18 protein-coding genes are annotated in these 17,915 nt (G+C 68.9%); 8 read left to right on the top strand and 10 right to left on the bottom strand.

Annotated features, from left to right (window positions below; all coding sequences use genetic code 11):
- Nucleotides 1-104 precede the first annotated feature (104 nt).
- The gene (locus FFS72_RS00215; RefSeq protein ID WP_212744301.1) at nt 105-1,349 is read left to right on the top strand and encodes a DUF2252 domain-containing protein; all 1,245 of its coding nucleotides are present in this window, start codon (nt 105-107) and stop codon (nt 1,347-1,349) included.
- A 24-nt stretch (nt 1,350-1,373) separates the two neighbouring features.
- On the opposite strand, the gene FFS72_RS00210 is transcribed toward FFS72_RS00215, so the two are convergent.
- From FFS72_RS00210 to FFS72_RS00165, 9 genes are all read right to left on the bottom strand, one after another.
- Nucleotides 1,374-3,341 carry a M13 family metallopeptidase gene (locus FFS72_RS00210; protein ID WP_137872418.1) on the bottom strand — a complete coding sequence of 656 codons (1,968 nt, stop codon included), beginning with the start codon at nt 3,339-3,341 and terminating at the stop codon, nt 1,374-1,376.
- A 95-nt stretch (nt 3,342-3,436) separates the two neighbouring features.
- Entirely contained in the window at nt 3,437-4,426 is a 990-nt protein-coding gene (locus tag FFS72_RS00205; protein ID WP_137872045.1) for a peptidase associated/transthyretin-like domain-containing protein, read from the bottom strand.
- A gap of 91 nt (nt 4,427-4,517) precedes the next feature.
- Nucleotides 4,518-5,156, bottom strand: a complete 639-nt coding sequence (locus FFS72_RS00200) for a DUF4190 domain-containing protein (protein WP_212744300.1) — start codon at nt 5,154-5,156, stop codon at nt 4,518-4,520.
- A 65-nt stretch (nt 5,157-5,221) separates the two neighbouring features.
- Entirely contained in the window at nt 5,222-6,127 is a 906-nt protein-coding gene (locus FFS72_RS00190) for a PaaI family thioesterase (RefSeq protein ID WP_249353056.1), read from the bottom strand.
- Nucleotides 6,124-7,065 carry a PaaI family thioesterase gene (locus FFS72_RS00185; protein WP_137872044.1) on the bottom strand — a complete coding sequence of 314 codons (942 nt, stop codon included), beginning with the start codon at nt 7,063-7,065 and terminating at the stop codon, nt 6,124-6,126. The genes FFS72_RS00190 and FFS72_RS00185 overlap by 4 nt, the downstream gene beginning before the upstream one ends.
- 72 nt (nt 7,066-7,137) lie before the next feature.
- Nucleotides 7,138-7,914, bottom strand: coding sequence for a pirin family protein (locus FFS72_RS00180; RefSeq protein WP_137872043.1), 777 nt, complete (start codon nt 7,912-7,914; stop codon nt 7,138-7,140).
- Between the two features lie 157 nt (nt 7,915-8,071).
- A complete protein-coding gene (locus tag FFS72_RS00175) occupies nt 8,072-8,818 on the bottom strand; it encodes a pirin family protein (RefSeq protein ID WP_137872042.1) in 747 nt (248 codons plus the stop codon).
- Between the two features lie 4 nt (nt 8,819-8,822).
- On the bottom strand, nt 8,823-9,788 hold the full coding sequence (locus FFS72_RS00170) for a pirin family protein (protein ID WP_137872041.1): 966 nt from the start codon (nt 9,786-9,788) through the stop codon (nt 8,823-8,825).
- A 96-nt stretch (nt 9,789-9,884) separates the two neighbouring features.
- Nucleotides 9,885-10,673, bottom strand: coding sequence for an SDR family NAD(P)-dependent oxidoreductase (locus FFS72_RS00165; protein ID WP_249353055.1), 789 nt, complete (start codon nt 10,671-10,673; stop codon nt 9,885-9,887).
- A gap of 96 nt (nt 10,674-10,769) precedes the next feature.
- Between FFS72_RS00165 and FFS72_RS00160 the strand changes: the two genes are divergently transcribed.
- The 5 genes from FFS72_RS00160 (at nt 10,770) to FFS72_RS00140 (ending at nt 15,014) form a co-directional block, all read left to right on the top strand.
- A complete protein-coding gene (locus tag FFS72_RS00160) occupies nt 10,770-11,630 on the top strand; it encodes an alpha/beta fold hydrolase (protein WP_137872040.1) in 861 nt (286 codons plus the stop codon).
- A 53-nt stretch (nt 11,631-11,683) separates the two neighbouring features.
- Nucleotides 11,684-12,277 carry a TetR family transcriptional regulator gene (locus FFS72_RS00155; protein ID WP_212744299.1) on the top strand — a complete coding sequence of 198 codons (594 nt, stop codon included), beginning with the start codon at nt 11,684-11,686 and terminating at the stop codon, nt 12,275-12,277.
- Complete coding sequence (locus FFS72_RS00150; protein WP_212744298.1) at nt 12,274-12,933, top strand: DedA family protein; 660 nt, start codon at nt 12,274-12,276, stop codon at nt 12,931-12,933. Before FFS72_RS00155 ends, FFS72_RS00150 begins: the two co-directional genes overlap by 4 nt.
- A gap of 75 nt (nt 12,934-13,008) precedes the next feature.
- Nucleotides 13,009-14,301, top strand: coding sequence for a YhgE/Pip domain-containing protein (locus tag FFS72_RS00145; RefSeq protein ID WP_137872039.1), 1,293 nt, complete (start codon nt 13,009-13,011; stop codon nt 14,299-14,301).
- Nucleotides 14,298-15,014, top strand: coding sequence for an SIMPL domain-containing protein (locus FFS72_RS00140; RefSeq protein ID WP_137872038.1), 717 nt, complete (start codon nt 14,298-14,300; stop codon nt 15,012-15,014). The genes FFS72_RS00145 and FFS72_RS00140 overlap by 4 nt, the downstream gene beginning before the upstream one ends.
- On the opposite strand, the gene FFS72_RS00135 is transcribed toward FFS72_RS00140, so the two are convergent.
- Nucleotides 14,999-15,958 (bottom strand): DUF5996 family protein, encoded by a 960-nt coding sequence (locus tag FFS72_RS00135; RefSeq protein ID WP_137872037.1) that lies wholly within the window; start codon nt 15,956-15,958, stop codon nt 14,999-15,001. The genes FFS72_RS00140 and FFS72_RS00135 overlap by 16 nt on opposite strands.
- A gap of 76 nt (nt 15,959-16,034) precedes the next feature.
- Between FFS72_RS00135 and FFS72_RS00130 the strand changes: the two genes are divergently transcribed.
- Together FFS72_RS00130 and FFS72_RS00125 are read left to right on the top strand one after the other, a co-directional pair.
- Nucleotides 16,035-16,871, top strand: a complete 837-nt coding sequence (locus tag FFS72_RS00130; RefSeq protein WP_137872036.1) for an alpha/beta hydrolase — start codon at nt 16,035-16,037, stop codon at nt 16,869-16,871.
- A gap of 4 nt (nt 16,872-16,875) precedes the next feature.
- A complete protein-coding gene (locus tag FFS72_RS00125) occupies nt 16,876-17,844 on the top strand; it encodes an alpha/beta fold hydrolase (RefSeq protein WP_137872035.1) in 969 nt (322 codons plus the stop codon).
- Nucleotides 17,845-17,915: the final 71 nt, after the last annotated feature.

Below are 17,915 nucleotides of genomic sequence, written 5' to 3'. Positions count from 1 at the left end.
CCGTCGACGAACGCCGCAGGGCGGGTAAAACCCTGCGGACGAGCGTCCCTCGAACATCCCACGCCCAGTGGGAGCCTGCCAGTGGGCGCCCCGATCCTGTTGTCGTGCTCGAGCAGCAGAACGCACTGCGGGTGCGCGACCTCGTCCCGCTGCGCTACGAACGCATGCTCGTATCGCCGTTCACCTTCTTCCGGGGATCAGCGGGGATCATGGCCTGGGACCTCGCGCACGGCCCGCGCACCGACCTGCTCGTCGAGGCATGCGGGGACGCGCACCTCGCCAACTTCGGGCTTTTCGCCGCCCCCGACCGTCGACTCGTGTTCGACCTCAACGACTTCGACGAGGTGCATCGCGGGCCGTTCGAGTGGGACGTCAAACGCCTCGCCGCGTCCCTCGTCGTCGCCGCACTGGACAACGGCCACAGCGTCGCCGACGCCCGATCCGCGGCGCAGTCCGCGGTTCAGTCGTACTGCGAGCTGATGCGACGGGCAGCGGGAATGACCGCACTCGACATCTGGTACGCGCGTATCGAGGTCGAGGCCGCACTCGAAACGGTGCGCGGCGACTTCAAGAAGTCCCAGATCGGCGTGGCGGAAGCCGCGCTCGCCAAGGCCGAGCGGCGCACCCAGCTCGGCGCGCTGAAGCGGTTCGCGCAGCAGACCGAGGTCGGGTGGCGGATAAAGGAGGAGCCGCCACTGATCGTGCGTCTGCCCTACGAACGGCATGTCGAGGCCACCCGGATGCTGATGGACGCCTTCGCCGACTACCGGGAGACGCTTGCCCCTGATCGTCGGCAACTGTTGCAGCGGTACAGGTTCCAGGACATCGCGCGCAAGGTCGTCGGGGTCGGATCCGTCGGAACGATGTGCCTCATGGCGCTGTTCGTCGGCGACACCGCGAACGATCCGCTGTTCCTTCAGATCAAGGAGGCGCAGAGGTCCGTGCTCGCCCCCTACGTGGAGGGTCAGCACTATCCGGATCAGGGCCAGCGGGTGGTCGAAGGGCAGCGGATGATCCAGAGCGCGTCCGATCCGTTCCTCGGCTGGTTCACCGGCTCCGGTCCGCTCGGCCGCAACTTCTACGTCCGGCAGTTGCGGGACAAGAAGGGTGGCTTCGACGTCGCCACCATGCGCCCCAACGGGATGCGCCTGTACGCGCGCATGTGCGCGATCGCCTTGGTCAAGGCCCACGCCCGCACCGGGGATCCCGTCGCCATCGCCGGCTACCTGGGGTCCGGGACGGCGTTCGAGGAAGCGATCGTCGAGTACGCCCTCGGATACGAGAAGCAGAACCGTGAGGACTACGAGCGGGTGTTGGCCAGCCGCAAGGGTGCACCGCCGGACGCCTGAGCGTCCGGCGGTGCACCACACCGGTCACCAGATCTTGACGCGCTTCTCCGGCTCCAGGTACAGGGCGTCGCCGGGTTCGACGTCGAATGCCTCGTGGAAGCTGTCGAGGTTGCGGACGACGCCGTTGCAGCGGAACTCCGGCGGAGAGTGCGGGTCGACGGCGAGGCGTCGCAGTGCCTCCTCGTTGCGGGCCTTCGTGCGCCACACCTGCGCCCACCCGTAGAACACGCGCTGCAGGCCCGTCAGCCCGTCGAGTTCCGGAGCGTCCTGCCCTTCGAGTGCAATCTTGTAGGCCTCCAACGCGATCGACAGTCCGCCCAGATCGCCGATGTTCTCGCCGATCGTGAACTCGCCGTTGACGGTGTGACCGGGGAGGGCCTTCGGCTCGAACTGGTTGTACTGCGCGATCAGTGCGGTGGTGCGCTTGCCGAACTCGGTGCGGTCCTCGTCCGTCCACCAGTCGACCATGTTGCCGTCGCCGTCGTACTTGGCGCCCTGGTCGTCGAAGCCGTGTCCGATCTCGTGGCCGATCACCGCGCCGATGCCGCCGTAGTTGGCGGCGTCGTCGGCGTCGGCGTCGAAGAACGGCGGCTGCAGAATCGCTGCGGGAAAGACGATTTCGTTCATGCCGGGGTTGTAGTAGGCGTTGACGGTCTGCGGCGTCATGAACCACTCGTCACGGTCGACGGGTCCGCCGAGCTTGGCGAGGTCGCGGTCATGGTCGTGGGCGTATCCGCGACGGTAGTTGCCGACGAGGTCGGTGCCCGAGATCGACAGCCCGGCGTAGTCCCGCCACTTGTCCGGGTAGCCGATCTTCGGGGTGAACTTCTCCAGCTTCGCCAGCGCGGCCTTGCGGGTGTCGGGGCCCATCCACTCGAGATCGGAGATGTTGCGGCGGTACGCCTCCTGCAGGTTCGCCACCAGTTCCTGCATGCGGGCCTTCGCGGCCGGCGGGAAATGCCGCTCGACGTACAGCTGTCCGACGGCCTCGCCGAGCAGATCCTGGACCAGGGTGACGCCGCGCTTCCAGCGCTCCCGGTTCTCCTCCGTCCCCGACAGTGCCTTGCCGTAGAACGCGAAGTTCTCGGCGACCAGTGCCTCCGTCAGATACGGTGCGCGCGAGTGGATCACCTTCCATGCCGTCCACTCCTGCCATTCGGCGAGGGGGCGTCCGGTCCACAGTGCGGTCAGGTTGGTGAGGAAACTCGGCTGCCGGACCACCAGCTCCGCGAACGCCTCGGGTGTGCCTCCGAGCTCGGAAATCCAGGTGTTCCAGTCGAATCCGGGGTTCTCGGCGGCGAGGTCGGCGAGGGTGACGAGGTTGTAGCTCAGCTCGGCGTCGCGTCGCTTCACGACGTCCCAGTGGCCGGCGGCGATCGCCGTCTCCAGATCGAGGATGCGCTCCGCGGCGCCGGCCGGATCGGGACGTCCCGCCAGGGTGAGCATCGCCTCGACGTGCGCGACGAAGGCGTCCCGGATCGGGGCGTGCGCGTCCTCGCGGTAGTAGGACTCGTCGGGGAGGCTGATACCGGACTGCGTCAGGTGCACCAGGTAGCGGGTGGAGTCCTTGGCATCGGTGTCGACGTAGTTACCGATCACTCCGCCGACACCGGTGCGCTGCAGGCGGCCGAGCAGCGCGGCCAGTTCGGTGGTTGTCGTGACGGCGTCGACCGCGGCGAGTTCGTCGGCGATCGGGTCCAGGCCCGCGTTCTCGACCGCGTCGGCGTCCATGAACGACGTGTACAGGTCGCCGATCTGTTGGCCGGCCGTGCCGTCCGCACCTCCGGTGTCGGCGGCCTCGGTGATGATCGCCCGCACGTCGACCTCGGCCTGGTCGTACAGGGTGCGGAAGGCGCCGTCCACGGCCCGGTCGGCGGGAATCACGTAGTTGTCGAGCCACTGGCCGTTGACGTGGGCGAACAGGTCGTCCTGGGCGCGGACGCCCGTGTCGAGGTGGGTGAGGTCGATTCCGGAACGCGTCATGCCCTCCATCATGGCCGCTTCGCGGCTCGTGCGCGGTTTGCGGGTCCAGGACCTCCACGCCGCGCGCGAGCTGGGGGCACCTCCCGCTTGCGGGGGAGAAGTGTCTATACCCCGATGTTGATGGCGCCGCGGTAGCCGTCGTCGGTCTTCACGACGGTCACCATGCCGGACTCGTCGAAGATGTTGTCCGTCGCATTGGTCACGTTGCTCTCCCACCCGGCGTGCTCGTCGTACGGGCTGGTCGCGTAGACCTCGCCGACCAGGTCCTCCTCGAAGAACAGTTGCGTGGTCAGCACCGTTTCCTTGTTGACGTGCACCTTGAGGTGGATGTGCGTCGTCCGGCCCGTGTACCAGCCGGGGAAGATCGTCGTGAACGTCGCGACGCCGTTCGAGTCCGTGGTCTGCGCGCCGCGCAGGTACGTGCCGTCGTCGGTCGGCGTCGACTCGGTGTCGCCGACGCTGTACGAGCCGTTCGACATCTCACCCGACCCCGGGGTGTCGGATCCCCCGGCGCCCGGTCCGCCGTCCCCGCCGGGGCCGCCCTGCGGCGGTGCACCCATCGGCATGTCCCCCGTCGGCGGCTCACCCATCGGCATCTCACCGTTCGGGGGCATGCCACCCGGGGCGCCGCCCGACGGAGGACCGCCGTTCGCGCCCATGGACCCGGACTCGAATCCGGAGTACACGCCGCCCGCGTCGCAGTGCCAGATCTCGACGACCGCGTTCGCGATCCCGCCGCCGCCCTCCGGTGTGCAGGTCGCCGAATCCTGGACTCGCAGAACAAGTTCGAAATTCGCTCCGGGACGGTCCTCGCGGATGTCGTTGCGGATAGAGTCGACGTCGAACCAGTACGGTCCCTGCGTCTCCTCCTTGGTCGCGACGCACTGGGGTGCGCGGGCCAGGAGGGCCAGAGCATCGTCGCCCGAAGTCACTGCCCCGGTCGTCGACGCACCCGCCGTCGTCGACGATGTCGCGGTGTCGGACCCGTTGCCCGAGCACGCGGCGATCAGTCCACTGAGACCGACCGTGCCACCGAGGGCCAGCGCCCTGCGGCGGCTGACTCGTGCGCGACTGCGCTCGACATCCTTGTTCACGTTTCACTCCGATCGCTGTCCGTTGACAGGTTGATCCTGTCGACCGACGCTGTGACCTCGCTCGGACCTACCCGAGAGGTTGCTGTGAGCGTCAGCGCGGGACCGGAACGGGGGTGAGGGTGATCGAGAGCTGGTCCTCGACGCTCTGGCGGAATTCGTCCTCGCAACGTTGGACGGCGGCGCTGTCGTTGCCTGCATCGCGTACACAGTCGACGAAGTCGCGGCCGCCGATCATGGTGAACAGGCCGACGCCGAGCACCGCCAACCCGATCGCCCCGATCACTGCGAGGACGCCGAGGACGATCCCCGCCACCGACATCCCACCGTTGGTGGCCCGCTGCTTCTTGAAGTGCGATCGGCCGACGACGCCGAGGATGATCGCGAGGATGCCGAAGACGACTCCGCCGATGATCGTCCACACGGTGAGTAGAGCCAGAATGCCGAGGATCAGCGCCGCGATACCGGCCCCGTTCCTCGGTGAACTCGGCGGCTGCGGCGGATAACCACCCTGTGCATAGCCACCCTGCGGGTAGCCGGGGGGCGGATAGCCGCCCGGGTACTGCTGGCCGTACTGCTGTGCCCCCGGATACTGCTGGGCGCCGGGATACTGTTGGCCGGGTTGGCCGGGTTGGCCGGGTTGGCCGGGTTGGCCGGGGCCGGATCCGGGCGGGCCGTACTGCGGCGGCTGCCCCTCGGGTGTTCCGTCGGGATTCGGTGGCTGACTCGTCATCGCGCGCTCCTCCGGAAGGCCGGCGCCGGGCGACGCCCGCTCATCGCAGAGTAGACCCGGATGCGTCAGAAAAGCTGGACGCTGGTCTGTGCGCGGGCGAGCAGAATGCCCGAGGTGTCGACCAGTTCGGTGTCGATCAGCGCGAGCCGCCTGCCTGCGCGCACGACCTCGGAGCGCACGCGGACCGGGCCGCCGTCGAGGGCTGGGGACCGCACGAAGTCGATACGCAGATCGAGTACCCGGTAGTCCTGCCCGGCGGCGGTGAGGGTCTGCGACGCCAGACCGGCAGTCACGTCCGACACGGAGATCAGGTTGCCGCCCTGCACTGTTCCCAGGTAGTTCGCCATCCACGACTGTGGGACGAATTCCGCGACGACCCGGCCGCGTTCGACCTCGGTCACCTCGACGCCGAACAGTCCGGCCAGCGGCCCTCGGGCCACCTTGCCCGCCGCGATCGCGGACACGATGTCCAGCCCGGTCAGCTCGGCGAACTCAGCAGGATCCGTGCCCGGCTCGGCCTCCGGGACGGGCAGCGCCTCGCCTCCGAACACGGTGTCGGCGTGGGTCGCGTCGCGCGTGACCGCGACGGATCGTGAGGTCAGTACCGCGAGGGCCTGTCCGTCGGGGCCGGTCAGCTCGCCCGCGGAGAGCCCGATTCCGGTGTCGAGGTCGAGGTGCACGACGTGCCCGCGCGCGAGCACGTCGCCGGTGTCGGGGAGGGGAGCGGCAAGCGTCGCGGTGATCTGCGACAGCACCGTCTGGGTGCCCCGCGGCACGGCCCGCCCGGCGGCGCCGCCCGGGACGCTGTCGACGAGGACGCCGATGGAACCGAGGACGGTGCGGCCGCGATGGTCGTGGAATCGAGAGCCGACCTCCTGCGTGAACTCGATTCGGCCGGGTTCGACGGCACCCTGGCGAGCGCCCATCATCGCCATCAGCCGGTCGACTCGCGGGGTATCGGTAGAGGTCATGACCACTTTTCTATCATTGCCCTTTCAACCTGCCGTTGCCCGGTCAGCTGAGCGGTCGCAGTCGTCCGCGCGAGGAGGACGCCTCCCGGGCCGCTCAGGGCCGACTCGATCAGGACGATCCGGCGCCCCGCTCGCACGACGCGGGCCAGCGCGGTGATGGGCGGGCCGTCGACGGCGGGGGACCGCACGTAGTCGACGGTCTGGTCCTGCAGGGCGTAGTCCTGGCCAGGCGCGGTGAGGGTCTGGGCGAGGAGTCCGTTCGTCAGGGCCGCGGCGGCGAACAGGATGCCGCCCTGCACGGAGCCGACCTGATTGCTCATCCACGGCTCGGGACGCAGCGTCGCCGTCACGGTGTCCCTGCTGATGTCGGTGACGGTGAGTCCGACAAGCCCTGCCAGCGGACCACCGGACACGCTGCCGCCCGCGATGCCCTCGACGACGGCACGGCCGGCCGCGCCGTCGATCGGTGTGACCGGGTCCGGGGCGGGGAAGTCGGTGGTCGGTCCCGGCGCGAGATGGATGTCGTCGCGGGCGGCGCGGCTGACGACGACGCTGCGGGCGAGGAGGTGGACTCGGGTGGCGCCGTCGGCGGTGATCGTGCCGACGGACAGGCCGGTCCCCGATTCGAGATCGAGGTGATCGGTGGCCGCCGTCGCCGTCAGGACACCGGCGTCGGGCAGTGGCGCCGTCGCGACCGCCGTCAACTGCGAGACGACCGTGCGGTTCCCCGCCGGGACCGACGCGAAGAACGCCCCGGCCACCGCCGAGTCGGCGAGGACTCCCACCGAGGCGAGCGTCGTGCGGCCGCGATGGTCGTGGAATCGGACGCCCGCGGCGGCCGTGAGGTCCGTTCCTGCGGGCGACATCGCGAGGACGCGCACACCCATCATGGTGTTCAGGGGATCGACGCCGCGGGGTCGAGCCGGGGTGGTGGTCATGCAGTCATGGTTAGCAGGGGTGCGCCGATCACCGTCCCGGATTCCCGATCGACGGGACGGTGATGCGCCGCGTCAGCCGCCGAGTCGCCCGTGCATCTCCCAGATCAGGACTTCGGTGTCGCGGTCGGTCGCGGTGAGCCGCTGTCCGCCCGTCGCGGTGAACCGCACCGCGTCGCCTTCGGACAGGCGACCGGCGCCCTCGAGCTCCGCCTCCCCTTCGGCGACGAAAAGGTGCAGGTAGGGCGCCTCCGGCAGGGTGACGGTGTCGCCTGCCTGCATCCGCGCGACGTACAGGGCGGCACCCGAATTGTTGATGCTGATCGCCGATCCGCCGCGGTGCTTGCGCATCCCCGACGCCACCGGCACGAGACCGCCGCGCATCAACTCGTCCTCGACTTCGAGTTGCTCGTAGCCGGGGGCGACACCCGCCTCGTCGGGTAGCACCCACATCTGGATGAACCGGACCGGTTCGGAGTGTTCGGGGCTCGCGGAGCCGGCGAGCCGCCACGAGTCGTTCTTCTCGGAGTGCAGGATGCCTGTGCCCGCGCTCATCCGCTGCGCGAGCCCCGGATAGATCACGCCCGCATGACCCATCGAATCCTGGTGCACGAGCGATCCGCGCAGCACCCACGTCACGATCTCCATGTCGCGATGCGGGTGGGTGTCGAACCCCTGACCTGGTGAAACGATGTCGTCGTTGTGGACGAGCAGCATGCCGTGATGGGTGTTGTCGGGATCGTAGTGCTGGCCGAAGGAGAAGGAGTGCTTCGAGTCGAGCCAGGCGATCTGCGTGGAGAGCCGATCCTGGGCACGCCGGATGTCGACGCGAGGCGTCGTCGCTGCCGTCATATGTACCTCCTTCGAGAACCTCGCCCTCCAACATAACCAGGCGATTCGCCGTTGCCTTCTCTCGTGATCGCTCCGATGCCTGAACGTTGCGGTAACCAGGTGTTCACACAGCTGTGTCATCGGTGGTGATGCGGCCCGGTGTCTGCTGCGGTGACGATCACCGCACTCCGGCGTGCATCTCCCAGATCAGCACCTCTGCCGCCTCGATCGCGGTGACGCGCTGGCCGCCGGAGTCGGTGAGCCGCAACGAGTCTCCGTGGTCGAGCCGGCCCGCGCCTTCGACGTCGACCGCGCCGCGTGCGACGAACAGGTGCCCGTAGGGGGCGTCGGGGATGGTCACCGACCGGCCGGGTTGCAGCCGTGCGGCGTGTAGCCCGGCGTTGCGGTTGCGGAGTCCGATCGCCGCGTCCCCACGGTGTCGCGGTAGCCCGGAGGCGACGACGATGAGTCCGCCCGCGTCGAGTTCGTCACCGATCGGCAGCTCCTGATAGCTGGGCTCGATGCCGAACTCGTCCGGCGGAACCCACATCTGCACGACGTGGACGGGTTCGGAGACGCGGGTCCCGTCGGTGCGCACCCAGTCGTTGCGTTCCGAGTGGAAGATGCCCCGGCCCGCGCTCATCCGTTGCGCGAGACCGGGATACACCACCCCGGAGTGCCCTTCCGAATCCTGGTGGACCAGCGAACCGCTGAGCACCCAGGTGACGATCTCGGCGTCCCGGTGCTGGTGGCTGTCGAAGCCCTCGCCTGCGTCGACGATGTCCTCGTTGTTCACCACCAGCAGTCCGTGTGCGTGCTCGGCGGGGTCGAAGTTCCCCGCGACGGGCATGCTGTGCCGAGAGTCGAGCCAGCCGTACCGCAGGTGTCGGCGTTCGCCCGCGCGCTGGATCACCAGTTCGGCCACCGCGTCAGCTCAGGGTTTCGTGTGCGGCTGGGATCGACCCGAGGCGTCCGGCCTGGAAGTCCTCGAACGCCTGGATGACCTCGGCCTTGGTGTTCATGACGAACGGTCCGGCCATCGCGACGGGTTCACGGATCGGCCTGCCGCCCAGGATGAACACCTCGAGCGACTCGGTGCGCGAGTCCTGCGTGTCGGCCGCCCCGATGGTGATGGTGTCGCCACGCCCGAAAACGGTGGTCTGGCCCATGTGCACAGGCCGCCGCTCGGTACCGACGGTCCCGTCGCCCGCGAGGACGTAGGCGAGAGCGTTGAACTCGGGATTCCAGGGCAGCGTGACGCTCGCTCCGGGCGCGATGGTCGCGTGCAGCAGTGTGATCGGGGTGTAGGTGGAGCCGGGGCCCTGGTGGCCGTCGAGTTCGCCCGCGATGACGCGGATCAGGCCACCGCCGTCGGGGGACGACAGCAGGGCCACCTTGGATCCGGTGATGTCCTGGTAGCGCGGGGCCGCCATCTTGTTGTCCTTCGGCAGGTTCACCCACAACTGGACTCCGTGGAAGAGGCCGCCGCTCATGACGAGCTTCTCCGGCGGGGCTTCGATGTGCAGGATGCCGCCACCCGCTGTCATCCATTGAGTGTCGCCGCCGCTGATGACGCCTCCGCCACCGTTGGAGTCCTGGTGTTCCATCGTCCCGTCGATCATGTAGGTGACGGTCTCGAAGCCGCGATGCGGATGCCACGGTGTGCCCTTCGGCTCACCGGGGGCGTAGTTCACCTCGCCCATCTGGTCCATGTGGATGAACGGGTCGAGATGACGCATCTCGACTCCCGCGAAGGCGCGCCGGACGGGGAAACCCTCGCCCTCGTAGCCGGTCGGGGCGGTGGTGACCGCCAGGACGGGCCGCGGCGTCGCGTCGGGAGTGGTCTCGCTCAGGCGCGGCAGGGCGAGGATGTTGTCGACGGTCACGGCGGGCATGGTGTGCTCCTCGGGTCGATGTCAGGCGTGTAGTTGAGAGATAAACTACTTTCATCCGGGGTCAACGCGTGGAGGCGGGAGGTATTCCCGGCCGTGTCAGCCCGTCATCGCGGCGAGGTGTCGAAGCACATTGGGGTACCGCTGCGTGTGTGCGCCGCCGTTGAGGTCGAGCGAGGCGCCCGTCATCCAGCTCGCCTGATCGGACAGCAGGAACGAGATCGCGTTCGCGACGTCGTCGGGATCGCCCGCTCGGCCGAGGGGGATGTTCTCCACGAAGTCCTCGACCAGGCCCGGGACCAGTGACGCTCCCGCGGTCAGCGGGGTCGGGACGAAGCCCGGTGACACCGCGTTCACCCGAATCCGACGCGGGCCGAGTTCGAGCGCGGCGACCTCGGTGAGCATGAGGACCCCGGCCTTGGCCGCGCAGTAGGCGCCCATCGCGACGCCCGGCTGGCGACCGTTCAGTGATGCGATCAACGCGATCGCGCCCCCCTCGCCCATCACCTTCGCGGCCTCGCGCAGAACCAGGAACGACCCGGTCAGGCAGACGTCGACGGTGTCCTGCCAGTCGTCGACGGAGAGGTCTACGAGCGCTCCCGGGCGGGAGATCCCCGCGCAGTTCACGACGGCGTCCACCGAGCCGTGCTCGTCGCGAACACCCTCGAACAGCGCGCGAACGCTCTTCTCGTCGCTGACCTGGACGTGCCGTGCCACGGCCGAGCCGCCCAGCTCGGCGGCTCGCAGCGCCGCCGCCTCGGTCTCGACGTCGGCGATCACGACGACATCACCCTGAAAGTGGAGTAGTTGCGCGGTCGCCCACCCGAGGCCGGAGGCGCCGCCCACGATCACCGACACCCGCTGAGTTCCCGTCGCGTACGCGCTCAATGCCCACTCCCCTCGATGAGACCTGGATCACTTGCTGGACAAGTATTCATGCAAGTGTCTAGTTGTCAACAGAGGTGGTGGCTAGCATCACGGGGCATGACGACCCCGTTGAAAGGGCGCGCAGTACGGGTTGGTGATCTCGTCTTCGACGTCTCCGTCGCAGGTGAGGCGGAGGGGGCGCCGGTGGCTCTGTTGCTGCACGGGTTCCCGCAGAGTTCGGCCTCCTGGGACCTCGTTGTCCCGCAGTTGGCGGACGCCGGTGTCGCGACGCTCGCCCCCGATCAGCGGGGCTACTCGCCGGGAGCCCGGCCCGGCGACGTCGACGACTACCGACTCGACGCGCTGGTCGGCGACGTCCTCGGCCTGTGTGATGCGCTGGAGTTGGATCGGGTGCATCTCGTCGGGCACGACTGGGGAGCGATCGTGGCCTGGACCGTCGCAGCTCGCCATCCCGACCGCGTCGCTGCGCTGACCGCGCTGTCCGTGCCCCATCCTGCGGCCTTCGCGTGGGCGATTCGGCAGGACCCCGAGCAGCGAGAGAAGTCGGGCTACATGGAGTTCTTCCAGCAGACCGGTCCCGCCGAGGACCTTCTGCTGGCAGACGACGCGGCTGGTCTGCGGATCGGATTCGGCGATGCTGTTCCCGCCGGCCTGGCCGACCGGCACATCCGGCTGCTCGGCGAGCCGGGGGCGATGACCGCCGCCCTCAACTGGTACCGGGCGAAGGGCGACGACTGGGCCGCGGTGCCGCCCGTCGCGGTGCCCACCACGTTCTTGTGGGGCAGCGACGACATCGCCGTCATGCGTTCGGGAGTCGATCGCTGCGGTGAATTCGTCACCGGTGAGTACGAATTCGTCGAACTCGACGGAGTCGGTCATTGGCTTCCGGAGGAGGTGCCCGGGGAGGTGGCGACAGCGGTGCTGGCCCGGGTCCACGGCGGCGCGCGACTGGACTAATCGGACCGAGAATAAATTTGGACCGAGTTCAGGAATCGGCGTACGCTCGGAGGGTGACCCAGACTCCCGGCCTGCGTGCGGCCAAGAAGCTCGACACGTGGCGATCGCTCCGCGCCGCCGCGATCGACCTGGTGACCGCACGCGGATTCGACGACGTCAGCGTCGAGGAGATCGCGGCCGCCGCCCGAGTCTCGAAGAGCACCCTCTTCAACTACTTCCCGTCCAAGGAAGCGCTGCTCCTCGACCCCGACCCCGAAGACCCGGACCGCTGGCGGGCCCTCGCCGCCGCCCGGCCCGACGACGAACCGGTCTGGGTGTCGGTGCGCGAGATCATCGTCGGCGCGGTGTGCGGCGACGAGGCGAAGCTCCTCACCCGCAAGACGATGATCGAGCAGTGCCAGGCGCCGCTCGAACCCGCGCTCGCCGCGAGCGAACCGTTCCGCCGATTCCTTCGTGACTGGGTCGCGGGCAGGCTTCCCGACGACCCGATCCTGACCGCGCTCGTCGTGAACTCCACGTTCGCGGTCGCGCACACCGCGTACCGCGCGTGGCGACCCGAGGACGGTCACGCCCGTTTCGAGGACCAGCTGCGCTACGGATTCGACACCCTCGGTGCCGGACTGCTCGCCATGGGGGTGGCGACGTGACCACCCTGCTCGAGAAGCTGCACGGCGTCGAACCCTTCATCGCCTACCTGGTCGTGAGCGGTTTCGTGTTCTTCGAGGACGCGTTGCTGATCGGGTTCGTCGTCCCTGGCGAGACCGCGGCGATCGCGGGCGGCGTGATCGCCAGCCAGTCGCACGCGCACCTGTGGGTGATGATCGCCGCCGTCGTGGTCGCGGCCGTGCTCGGCGACACCGTCGGGTTCGGTATCGGCAGGCGATTCGGTCCGCAAGTGCATCGGCTTCCGCTGATCTCCGGTCAGCGCTTGGACCACGCCGCGGATCTCCTGCGGAGACGCGGTGGCCCCGCGGTGTTCCTGGGCCGATTCGTGGCTTTCGTTCGCACGGCGATGCCCGCGCTCGCAGGCATGAGCGGCATGCCGTACCGCAGGTTCCTCGGCTTCAACGTCGTCGCCGCGACCCTCTTCGGTTCGGTGAGTGTCCTGGTCGGCTATGCGGTGGGAAACTCGTACGCCACAGTCGAATCCGTTCTCGGCGGAGGTGTCTGGGTGATTCTGGGGGTACTCGCCACCGCCGCGGTGGTGTGGGGGATACGGCGCCGGATCCGTGTTCGGCGTGAGGCGTCCCACGACCAGGAGTCCACCGCCTTGCTCATGGGGAACTGTCCCAGCGGCAGCTGAGATTTCCGCATCCTCAGAGATCTCTCACCGATCACCACCCGTCGACCACACGAATCGGCGGTACCTTCGGGCGTCATGCCTCTCTCCTCCGCGCCGTATGTCCGCCGACTGTGGGCCGCGACAGTCGTTGTCGCCGTTGCCGTTGTCGCAGTGTCGGGTGTCCTGCTCGCCCTGCGGTCGCCGGAGCCCCCACACATCGTCGCGGTGGTGAACGAGGACACCGGTCCGGTGGGCGCGAAGGTCGCGTCCGCGCTCACGGCTTCGGACGACTTCGAGTGGGAGGTTGTCGACGCGGCCCCCGACGTCACCGCGGAACACGTTGCCGTGGTGTCCATTCCATCCGACTTCACCGACCGGATCTCGGCGCTGGGCGGCGCGAACCCGCAGCAGGCCCAGGTGGCGATCGAACGGGGGCCCGAGGCCGACGATGCGCAGGTGTCGGAGCTGACGGCGTCGGTCTCCGCGACGACCTCGGCGGCCGGTATCCGTGACCTCCTGTCGGGCGTCGCGTCGGCCCGCTCCCAACTGCAGCAGGCGACGCTGCCCGCGCAGATCCTGACCAGCGCGACCGCGGCGGCCGAGAAGCAGGCGCAGGAAATGCTCGGCGGTGTCGACGACATCCTTCCGCTGTTGCAGACCGCCAACGACGGTGCGAACCAGCTCGCCGACGTCGCGGGGCAGGTCTCGGGAATGGTGGACGGCGCACGGGGACCCGCGGCCGAGGCGTCCGCGCGACTGTCCGAACTCGGGATGACCATCGGGGACGTGAACGCCGGCGCCGCGGAACTCGAGACCGGGCTCACCGCAGCCGCAGGCGTCCTCCGGTCAACGGGAGTCGACGCCGCCGCGGCGGACACGCTCGACCGCACGGCAGCCGACCTGACGGCGCTGACCGCGCAACTGTCCGAGATCACCGCACTGCTCGGCACCGACGTGGGGGACGGCACCGATCTCGGTGCGGCTCTGGACAGCGGCTTCCGTCAGGTCGAGGGCATGTCCGCGCAGCTGTCGAGCGCGGGAGCCCAGTTGCAGTCCGGGATCGGACCGATCGCCGCGCAGGCACCGGACCTGGTGGCGGGCGCGACCGATCAGGTCCTCGCGGGCGTCACCCAGCTCAAGACGGTGTCGGCCACGTTGAGCGCCCAACTCGGCGAGGGCATCGGAGCGATCCCGCTCCAGGGCGGTGTCGCGGCGGTGTCGTCGAGTCTCGCGTCCCCGGTGGCGGTGACCCTCGCAGGCGAACCGTCCTCGGGGCCGCTGCTGACCGCGAACACGCTGATGGTCGCGTTCGCCGCGACGACGATCGTCCTCGCCGCGGCGCTCGGTTGGCAGTATTCGGGCCGGTCGATGCGTCATAGTGAGGCATGAAAATTCTGCGGCCACTGACGGTGGCGACGACGGCGGCGGTCGGCCTCGTGCTCGTCGCCGGATGTTCCAGCGGTTCGACCTCCGGGGACTCCGGGTCCGTGCCGCCGGGTATCAGCACCCAGGCGGTCGGGACGGTCACCGCGGCGCCCGACACCGCGACCGTCGTGCTCGGGGTGCAGACGCAGGCCGCGACCGCGGACGCCGCTCTCGCCGCGAACGCCGAACGCGCCACCGCGTTGATCGACAGTCTCAAGGCGAAGGGCGTCGCGGAGGGCGACATCGCCACCAGCGGACTGTCGGTGCAGCCGACGTTCGGTAACTCGTCGTCGGACATCACTGGTTACCAGGTGACCAACCAGGTCACCGCGACCGTCCACGACATCACGGGGGCCGGTGAGCTGATCGACGCCGCAGCCGCCGCGGCGGGTGACGCAGTGCGCGTGCAGTCGCTGTCGTTCTCCGTCGACGACGACAGCGACCTGCGGGCCAAGGCGCGCGCGAAGGCCGTCCAGCAGGCTCAGACGCAGGCCGGCCAGATCGCCGACGCCGCGGGGGTCTCGCTCGGCGCCGTCCGGTCGATCACGGAGGTCTCGGCGGAGGCGCCGGCGCCGATGCAGGGACGGATCATGAGCGACCAGATGGCCTCGACGCCAGTCCAACCGGGAACCCAGGACCTCACCGTCACCGTCTCGGTGGTCTACGACATCGACTGACGGCCGGGCTCGACCTCCCAGCGGCGTGGATCGCACTCGAGGTTGCGGCGATCCCACTGCGCGAGGTCCGCTGCCGCGGCGTAGGTGCTCTGCAGGAACTCTGCGACCGCGGCATCGGGATCCGTTGCCGTGCGGGCCTTTTCGTACGGGAAGAGGAACTGCCGGAAGTCGGAGTTGTAGAAGGCGCCGTCCGGCCCGACCGCAGCGTCGGCGAATCCGTCCGGTTCGGGATACGCGTACGCGTAGAACGCGCCCTCCTCGCCGCCGCCCGGCCAGAAGCCGCAACTGCTCAGTTCACGCGAATACCCCTCGACCATCACCCAGTCGGCGCAGTTCGGCGCGCCCCCGGGATGAGGGGGAGCGCTCCGACCCGAGAATCGGGTGCACGCGAGATCGAATGAACCCCAGAAGAAGTGGACCGGGGACACCTTGCCGATGAAATGCGCGCGGAATGCGCGCATCACCCGGTCAGCCTGCACGAGCTGGCGCCAGAACAGTGTCGCGGCGTCGGGGTCGTACGACGAGTGGACCCGGTCGTCGGCGAAGGGGATTGCCGGATCGACCTCGTTCGGCGTCGCGTTGATCGGCGCGTCGACACCCAGGACGGTGAGTGCCTCCAGCACCTCGCCGTAGAACCGCGCCACCGGTTTCGGCTCGAGTGCGACGGTCGCGATTCCCCCGTCGCTCGTGCGCAGCACGAGTGCGTGATCGACGAAGTCGAACTCGATGTCGAGCATGCGTGTGCCGGCGGGGATCGCGCCCGTCGCCAACCCGCGCGCCGAGACGTAGAACGTCACCTGCCACCAGTGATTGATCAGCGGGGACAGCGTCATGCGGACCTTCCCCACGATCTGCGTCCACATGTGCAGGGTGTCGCGGGTCGGCGTCCAGTCGTCCACACGCAGTGACGGCCACGAACCGTCGGAGTCGTTCCGGTCGGTCATCGCGTCTCCCTCGATTGCTCGGGGCGAAGAGAACGAAGAGGTGTTCTCGAGTCTAGGCCAGGCCTATCGTGGGGGCGTGGCGCACACACAGGACTCCTTCACCGGTAATCACGGCACCCGGATCGACTACGACGTCTGGACGCCCGACGGCGACCCCGTCGCCCTGCTCGTCCTCGCGCACGGGCTCGGAGAGCACGCGAGGCGCTACGACCATGTCGTCGCGCGACTGCTCGACATCGGGATCGTCGTGTACGCGCCCGACCACCGCGGCCACGGCCGCTCCGGCGGCAAGCGGGTCGAACTCAAGGAGTGGCGGGACTTCACCGACGACCTGCACCGAGTCTTCGACATCGCTCGCGCGGCGCACCCCGGGCTGCCCGTCTATCTGCTCGGGCACAGCATGGGCGGCGCGATGGCGCTCGACTACGCCCTCGACCACCAGGACGACCTCGCCGGCCTGATCCTGTCCGGGCCTGCCGTCGACGTCACGTCCGGCACGCCCGCGATCGTCGTCACGCTCGGAAAGTTGCTCGGCAAGTACCTGCCCGGCCTGCCGGTCGAGAACCTCGATTCCAACCTCGTCTCCCGCGACCCGAAGGTCGTCGCCGCATACAACGCCGACCCGCTCGTCCATCACGGCAAGGTCCCGGCCGGAATCGCCCGCGGCATGATTGTCAACGCCGAGTCGCTCCCCGCGCGCCTGCCGTCGCTGAAGCTGCCGCTGCTCCTGCTGCACGGTGAGCAGGACGGCCTCGCCAAGGTCGACGGCAGCCGGATGATCGCGTCCACCGCCGGTACGTCGGACCTCACCTACAAGGAGTATCCGGGTCTCTACCACGAGATTCTCAACGAACCCGAGCAGGACGAGGTGATAGCCGACATCACCGGGTGGCTCACGGCGCACCTGAGCTGACGCCGTGTCCCAGTTGACGCATCGCATCATCGCGGTGAACGGAATCGACCTGCACATCGCCGAACAGGGCATCGGGCAACCGGTCGTGCTGTGCCACGGCTTCCCCGGACTCTGGTTCACGTGGCGACACCAGATCGACGCGCTGTCGCGGGCCGGCTATCGCGTGATCGCCCCCGACATGCGCGGGTACGGACGCAGCAGCGCGCCCGCCGAGTCGAGTGCATACGACCGCGTCCACACCGTCGGTGACATGGTCGGCCTGCTCGACGCCCTCGACCTCGACCAGGCCGTGTTCGCCGGCCACGACTTCGGCGCGCACCTCGTGTGGGACCTGCCCGCGTGGGCACCCGGACGGGTACGGGCGCTGATGCAGCTCAGCGTCCCGCGCACGCCGCGGCTGCCGGTGCAGCCCAGTGTCGGCTTCGCGTACCTGGCCGCGCGGCATTTCGCGCACGTCCACTACTTTCAGGAGGTCGGCGTCGCCGACGCCGAACTGAACGGGCATCCGCGCGAGTTCCTCGCGAAGATCCTGCACGCCCTGTCCGGCGCCAACCGGTACCTCGACTGCTGGGACTTCCCGTCCGAGGGCAACGGCTACCTCGACGTCCTGCCCGAGCCGCCCGCGCTGCCATGGAACTGGCTCAGCGAGGACGAATTCGACTACTACGTCAGCGAATTCACGCGAACCGGCTTCACCGGCGGACTCAACTGGTATCGCGCCGAGGACGCCGTGTGGGAGCAGAACGCGGCGCTGCACGACAAGCCGATCGACGTGCCGACCGTCTTCGTCGCGGGCGCGAAGGACCCCGTGCTGGAGATGATGGGGCGCGACCCCTTCGCCGCGATGCGGGCCCTGGTGCCGGGACTGGTCGGCACCCACGTCGTCGACGGCGCGGGCCACTTCGTGCAGATGGAGAAGCCCGCCGAGGTCACTGCCATCTGGCTCGACTTCCTCGCGAGCCTCGACGCCTGACGCCCGCTCCGTCTGGATCCTGCTTGTTCCTGAATGGCCCATCCATTCGGTCAGACCGAATGGATGGGCCA

Origin of the sequence: Rhodococcus sp. Q, assembly GCF_005503035.1 — a bacterium.
GTDB lineage: Bacteria > Actinomycetota > Actinomycetes > Mycobacteriales > Mycobacteriaceae > Rhodococcus_G.
The sequence above is the reverse complement of the archived record's forward strand: the minus strand, read 5'-3'. Positions and strand labels throughout refer to the sequence as shown.

Excerpts from the sequence above, each read along its gene's own strand:
- FFS72_RS00170 (WP_137872041.1), bottom strand. The coding sequence starts at position 9,788 with ATGCCCGCCGTGACCGTCGACAACATCCTCGCCCTGCCGCGCCTGAGC.
- FFS72_RS00180 (WP_137872043.1), bottom strand. The coding sequence starts at position 7,914 with ATGACGGCAGCGACGACGCCTCGCGTCGACATCCGGCGTGCCCAGGAT.
- FFS72_RS00185 (WP_137872044.1), bottom strand. The coding sequence starts at position 7,065 with ATGACCACCACCCCGGCTCGACCCCGCGGCGTCGATCCCCTGAACACC.
- FFS72_RS00190 (WP_249353056.1), bottom strand. The coding sequence starts at position 6,127 with ATGACCTCTACCGATACCCCGCGAGTCGACCGGCTGATGGCGATGATG.
- FFS72_RS00145 (WP_137872039.1), top strand. The coding sequence starts at position 13,009 with ATGCCTCTCTCCTCCGCGCCGTATGTCCGCCGACTGTGGGCCGCGACA.
- FFS72_RS00135 (WP_137872037.1), bottom strand. The coding sequence starts at position 15,958 with ATGACCGACCGGAACGACTCCGACGGTTCGTGGCCGTCACTGCGTGTG.
- FFS72_RS00160 (WP_137872040.1), top strand. The coding sequence starts at position 10,770 with ATGACGACCCCGTTGAAAGGGCGCGCAGTACGGGTTGGTGATCTCGTC.
- FFS72_RS00210 (WP_137872418.1), bottom strand. The coding sequence starts at position 3,341 with ATGGAGGGCATGACGCGTTCCGGAATCGACCTCACCCACCTCGACACG.
- FFS72_RS00140 (WP_137872038.1), top strand. The coding sequence starts at position 14,298 with ATGAAAATTCTGCGGCCACTGACGGTGGCGACGACGGCGGCGGTCGGC.
- FFS72_RS00200 (WP_212744300.1), bottom strand. The coding sequence starts at position 5,156 with ATGACGAGTCAGCCACCGAATCCCGACGGAACACCCGAGGGGCAGCCG.